Here is a 5,732-nt window from a genome sequence, read left to right as displayed (position 1 = left end):
GGCAACGAATCGCGGAAGTTGATGAGCAAGGCCAGCCCGCGCGCCGCGTCACCAGACTGTGCACGCACCACGACCGGAGCCGACAGCAGCAACAGGAGCGAAAACGCGCGCAGGAAAGGCACCATGCGCTGAATATGCGCCCTGGAGAATCGGGCATCAATGAAAACGGGCGAAGCCGAAGCCTCGCCCGTGTTCATGAACACCAAGAGCTGCCAAACCGCGATGGTCAGCCCGACCCGGCGACCGCGCGCGGCTCCTGCCGCTTGGCGCTCGCCACGAGATAATCGCGGTTCATCTGCTTGATTACGTCGATGCTGATCTCCTTCGGGCAGGCTTCCTGGCACTCGCCAGCGAGCGTGCAGTGGCCGAACCCCTCGAGATCCATCTGCTCTACCATCGCCAGCGCGCGCTTGTCACGTTCCGGCTGACCCTGCGGCAGGTTCCCAAGGTGCGAGATCTTTGCGCCGGTGAACAGCGACGCCGACGCATTGGGGCACGCCGCCACGCAGGCGCCGCAGCCGATGCACGCCGCCGAATCCATCGCCTCATCGAGCACGTCCTTGCCGATGAGGATGGCGTTGGCGTCACGCGCACCGCCCGTGTTCACCGATACGAACCCGCCCGACTGAATGATGCGGTCGAACGAGCCACGGTTCACCACGAGGTCCTTCACGATGGGGAACGATGAGGCCCGCCACGGCTCGACGGTAATGATGTCACCGTCCTTGAACGCCCGCATGTGCAACTGGCACGTGGCCGTGCCCTTCCACGGTCCGTGCGCCTGCCCGTTGATCATCATCGAGCACGAGCCGCAGATGCCCTCACGGCAATCGTGGGCGAAGGCGACCGGCTCCTTCCCCTCGATCGTGAGCTTTTCGTTGAGCATGTCGAACATCTCGAGGAACGACATGTCGGCGCTCACGCCATCGAGATCGTACGTCTCCAGCTTGCCGGGGGCCTGCGCCGCCGGCTGACGCCAGACGTTGAGTGTGACCTTCATTACTTGTAGCTCCGCGTGGAGAGGTGCACGTTCTCGTACACCAGCGGTTCCTTGTTGAGGATCGGATCCTTGCCTTCGCCGGCGTATTCCCAGGCCGCGACGTACGCGTACTCGTCGTCGTTACGCTTGGCTTCGCCCTCTTCCTGGTACTCCGTGCGGAAGTGACCGCCGCACGACTCCTCACGATCGAGGGCGTCGCGGCACATGAGCTCACCGAGTTCGATGAAGTCGGCCACGCGACCGGCCTTCTCGAGCGACTGGTTGAGCGAGTCGCCGCTGCCGGGCACGTTGACGTTCTCCCAGTACTCCTGCTTGAGCGTCTGAATGAGACCGATCGCCTTCTTGAGCCCCTCGCGATCGCGCGCCATGCCGCAGTAGTCCCACATCACCTTGCCGAGTTCCTTGTGGAAGGAGTCGACGGTGCGCTTGCCCTTGATGCTGAGGAACGTGTTCTGGCGGTCACGCACCGCCTGCTCCGCCGCGCGGAACTCAGCCTGCGTGTTGTCGACCTTGTCCAGCTTGGTGCTGGCGAGGTAGTCGCCGATCGTGTACGGCAGCACGAAGTAGCCGTCGGCCAGCCCCTGCATGAGTGCCGAAGCCCCTAGACGGTTGGCACCGTGATCGGAGAAGTTGGCTTCCCCAGCCACGTGCAGGCCCGGGATCGTGCTCATGAGGTTGTAGTCCACCCACAGACCGCCCATCGTGTAGTGCACGGCGGGGTAGATGCGCATCGGCTGCTCGTACGGATTCTCGTCCGTGATGCGCTGGTACATGTCGAACAAGTTCCCGTAGCGTTCGGCGATGGTCTGCTTGCCGAGGCGCTTGATCGAGTCGCTGAAGTCGAGGTATACGCCGAGACCGCCGGGACCCACACCGCGGCCATCGTCGCAGGCTTCCTTGGCGGCGCGCGACGCGATGTCACGCGGCGCGAGATTGCCGAAGCTCGGATACTTGCGCTCGAGGTAGTAGTCGCGCTCCGACTCGGGAATCTGCGACGGTGCCCGCGTGTCCCCCTGCTTCTTCGGCACCCAGATACGGCCGTCGTTGCGCAGCGACTCCGACATGAGCGTGAGCTTCGACTGATGCTCACCGCTCACCGGAATGCACGTGGGATGAATCTGCGTGTAGCAGGGATTCGCGAACGCCGCGCCCTTCTTGTGCGCGCGCCACGTGGCCGTCACGTTCGAGTACATGGCGTTCGTGCTCAGGTAGAACACGTTGCCGTACCCGCCCGTGGCGAGGACCACCGCGTCGGCCGCATGCGACGTGATCTTGCCCGTGAGCAGATTGCGCGTGACGATGCCGCGCGCGTGGCCATTGACCACCACCAGTTCGAGCATCTCCTCGAAGGTGTGCATCTGCACCTTCTTGAGCCCGACCTGGCGCTCGAGCGCCTGGTAGGCGCCAAGGAGCAGCTGCTGCCCCGTCTGTCCGCGCGCGTAGAAGGTGCGCGACACCTGCGCACCGCCGAAGGAGCGGTTCGCAAGCAGGCCGCCGTACTCGCGCGCGAAGGGCACGCCCTGCGCGACGCACTGGTCGATGATGTTCACCGACACCTGCGCGAGGCGGTACACGTTCGCCTCACGGGCGCGGAAGTCGCCGCCCTTGATCGTGTCGTAGAACAGACGGCGCACCGAGTCGCCGTCGTTCTGGTAGTTCTTGGCCGCGTTGATGCCGCCCTGCGCCGCGATCGAGTGCGCGCGACGCGGCGAGTCGTGGAACACGAAGCAGGACACGTTGTAGCCCAGCTCCGCCATCGTGGCGGCCGCCGACGAGCCGGCCAGGCCGGCGCCGACGACGATCACGTGATGCTTCCGCTTGTTGGCGGGGTTCACGAGCTTCATCGAGAAGCGGTGCTGGTCCCACTTCTGCTCGAGGGGACCGCTGGGGATCTTGCTGTTCAGATCGAGCATGTCAGTGCGTCTCCGCCGCGGCCGTGGTGGTTTCTGCAGCGCTTTCCTGCAGCGCGGGCGCTTCGGGGAAGAGGCCGGCCATGGAGGCGACCGGAATGGCGATGAAGCCGCCAGCGACGACGATCGCCAGCGCGAGCGCGAGCGTGCGCTTGAGCGGCTGCCTGGCCGGACGTGCCGCCCCGAGGGTACGGACCGCCGCCCACGTACCGTGGAACAGGTGCAGTCCCAGCGCCGCCATCGCGAGAATGTAGAACGCCGCCACCGCCGGATTGGACAGGCCGATGCGGACGTTGTTGTACGGGTCGAGGTGCGTGAACTGCGGGTGCACCGTCCCCAGCGTCATGTGCAGGATGTGAAAGACGATGAACGCGAGGAGCAGCACGCCGCCCCACCGGATCGTCTTCGCCGCGAACGTGGTCACCTGCGGCCGACGCACGGCGTAGGCGTCGGGACGCGCCGCACGCGAGATCATGGTGAGCTGATAGGCCGCCGTGGCGTGCAGCGCGACGGCCGCGAGCAGACCGAGACGGATGGCCCAGAGCAGCGGCATGCTCGTCCGGAGCAGCAGGGCGTAATCGTGCATCGCCCCCTGCCCCTTGAACATGAGGAAGTTGCCCGACATGTGGCCGAGGACGAACAGGATCCCGATGATCCCCGTCACAGCCATCACGATCTTCTTGCCGATCGTGCTCTGCCAGAAACGCGAGAGTGCGTACATAGGTGGGGTGAGAAAGAAGAAACCGGCGCAGTCACCGTGGTGAGCGCGCCGGTTCCGTCAGGATCAGAGGGAGAGGATCGACATGGGCTCGCGCACGGCCTGCGCCGACTTCTCGAGCGCCGCGCGCTCGTCGGCCGTGAGCTCGATCTCGAGCACCTTTTCGAGGCCGTTCTTGCCCAGCTTGCACGGGACACCGAGGAAGAGGCCGGACATGCCGTACTCACCCTCGAGCCATGCCGCGCACGGCAGGATGCGCTTGCGGTCGTGCACAATCGCGTCGACCATCTCGACCGCGCCCGACGACGGCGCGTAGTACGCCGATCCCGTCTTGAGGTACTTCACGATTTCGGCACCGCCGTCACGCGCGCGCTGCACGATGCCGGCGAGCTGCTCTTCACCCATCAGCTGGCGAATGGGGATCCCACTGATCGTGGTGTACGACACGAGCGGCACCATGGTGTCGCCGTGGCCACCCAGCACCATCGCCTGGATGTCGCGCACTGATACGTCGAGCGCTTCGGCGATGAAGGAACGATAGCGCGCCGTGTCGAGCACGCCGGCCATGCCGATCACGCGCTCGCGCGGGAAGCCGGTGACCGCCTTCGCGACGTAGCACATCACGTCGAGCGGGTTGGACACGACGATGACGATCGCGTTCGGCGACGTGGCCTTGATCTGCTCCGCCACCGACTTGACGATGCCGGCGTTGGTGTTGAGCAGGTCGTCGCGCGTCATGCCCGGCTTGCGGGCAATACCGGCGGTGATCACCACGATGTCCGAGCCGGCCGTCTCTTCGTACCCGTTGGTGCCGATGACGCGCGTATCGAAGCCTTCGACCGGCGCCGATTCCCACTGGTCGAGTCCCTTGCCCTGCGGGATGCCGTCGACGACGTCGACCATCACCACCGTGCGCCCGAGCGACTTCTCGGCGATGCGCTGCGCCGTCGTGGCGCCCACGTTGCCTGCGCCTACGACCGTGATCTTGTTGACCATGTTGTGCCGGATCTCCGAACGGCTTTCGAAGCGAAATACTGCTGCGTTTAAGTGGGGAGAACGCCGCGCGCCAGCGAAAATCCTGTTAGCCGGTTAGTACAGCGCGACGATCAGGGAGTGTCGTTTTCGCAACATAGAGCGCTGCACACACGCGAGCAATGCGGACGCAACAGTCCGATCGGCGACCGGGGCTCAGCCGCCGACTTCGCTGAGGGCACGAAGACCGCCGACCCGCATCTGCAGCAGGTCGTGCTCCTTGGGCTTCTCCGCGAGGGCCTTCACGAACAGGGGCTCGAGCGGCTCGCCACGCCGGAGCGCGTCGCGCAGCGGCACCTCATGGTCGCCAAAGAGGCAGGTCCGGAGGCGGCCATCCGCGGTGAGGCGCACCCGGTTACAGGTCGAGCAGTACGTGTGCGTCATTGGCGTGATGACCCCGATGGTGCCGGGGGCGCCCGCAAACCGATGGTAGACCGCCGGACCGTTGCCGCGCGACGGACCGCTGTCCGGCTGCAACACGCCCACCCTCTGAACCTGCGCCAGCACTTCGGCGCTGGGGACCACGTGATCCCAGGTGAGCTCGCGCAGCTCGCCCACCGGCATGAGCTCGATGAAGCGCACGTGCCACGGGTGCTCAAGCGTGAGGCGGGCGAAGTCAGCCACCTCGTCGTCGTTGATGCCGCGCATCACGACCACGTTGATCTTGATCGGGCCGATGCCCGCGTCCTCGGCCGCCTTGGCGGCGGTCACGAGGTCGAAGCCGAGGTCCCTTCGGGCAATACGTACCACGCGCTCGGCGCGGAGCGAGTCGGCGCTGATATTCACGCGATCGAGGCCGGCCTCGGCCAGTTCCGCGGCCATCTGCGGAAGCTTTACGCCGTTGGTGGAGAGGGCGATGTCCTCGATCCCCTCGATCGCCTTCAGTTGGCGGACGAGTGAGGCGAGCTCTGGACGAATGGTCGGCTCGCCCCCCGTGATGCGGAGCCGCTTGAGCCCGAGCGGTGCCAGTTGCTGCACGATCGCCGTGATCTCCTCGTAGCGCAGGATATCCTGCTTGGGGAGCCACGGTAGCCCTTCCACGGGCATACAGTACTGGCAGCGGAAATTGCAG

The 5,732-nt window shown here is 65.6% G+C and carries 5 protein-coding genes; all 5 read right to left on the bottom strand.

Annotation, left to right across the window (positions count from 1 at the left end; genetic code table 11):
- Positions 1 to 226: 226 nt before the first annotated feature.
- Positions 227 to 1,000, bottom strand: a complete 774-nt coding sequence (locus ACIQ6O_RS11795) for a succinate dehydrogenase/fumarate reductase iron-sulfur subunit (RefSeq protein ID WP_396207988.1) — start codon at positions 998 to 1,000, stop codon at positions 227 to 229.
- Entirely contained in the window at positions 1,000 to 2,913 is a 1,914-nt protein-coding gene (locus ACIQ6O_RS11790; protein ID WP_396207987.1) for a fumarate reductase/succinate dehydrogenase flavoprotein subunit, read from the bottom strand. Before ACIQ6O_RS11790 ends, ACIQ6O_RS11795 begins: the two co-directional genes overlap by 1 nt.
- Position 2,914: 1 nt before the next feature.
- A complete protein-coding gene (locus tag ACIQ6O_RS11785) occupies positions 2,915 to 3,631 on the bottom strand; it encodes a succinate dehydrogenase cytochrome b subunit (RefSeq protein WP_396207986.1) in 717 nt (238 codons plus the stop codon).
- A gap of 63 nt (positions 3,632 to 3,694) precedes the next feature.
- Positions 3,695 to 4,624 (bottom strand): malate dehydrogenase, encoded by a 930-nt coding sequence (mdh, locus tag ACIQ6O_RS11780; RefSeq protein WP_396207985.1) that lies wholly within the window; start codon positions 4,622 to 4,624, stop codon positions 3,695 to 3,697.
- A gap of 192 nt (positions 4,625 to 4,816) precedes the next feature.
- A partial coding sequence (gene moaA, locus ACIQ6O_RS11775) for a GTP 3',8-cyclase MoaA (protein WP_396207984.1) occupies positions 4,817 to 5,732 on the bottom strand: 916 nt, incomplete at its 5' end.

Source organism: Gemmatimonas sp., from assembly GCF_044345575.1.
Lineage (GTDB): Bacteria > Gemmatimonadota > Gemmatimonadetes > Gemmatimonadales > Gemmatimonadaceae > Gemmatimonas.
The sequence above is the reverse complement of the archived record's forward strand: the minus strand, read 5'-3'. Positions and strand labels throughout refer to the sequence as shown.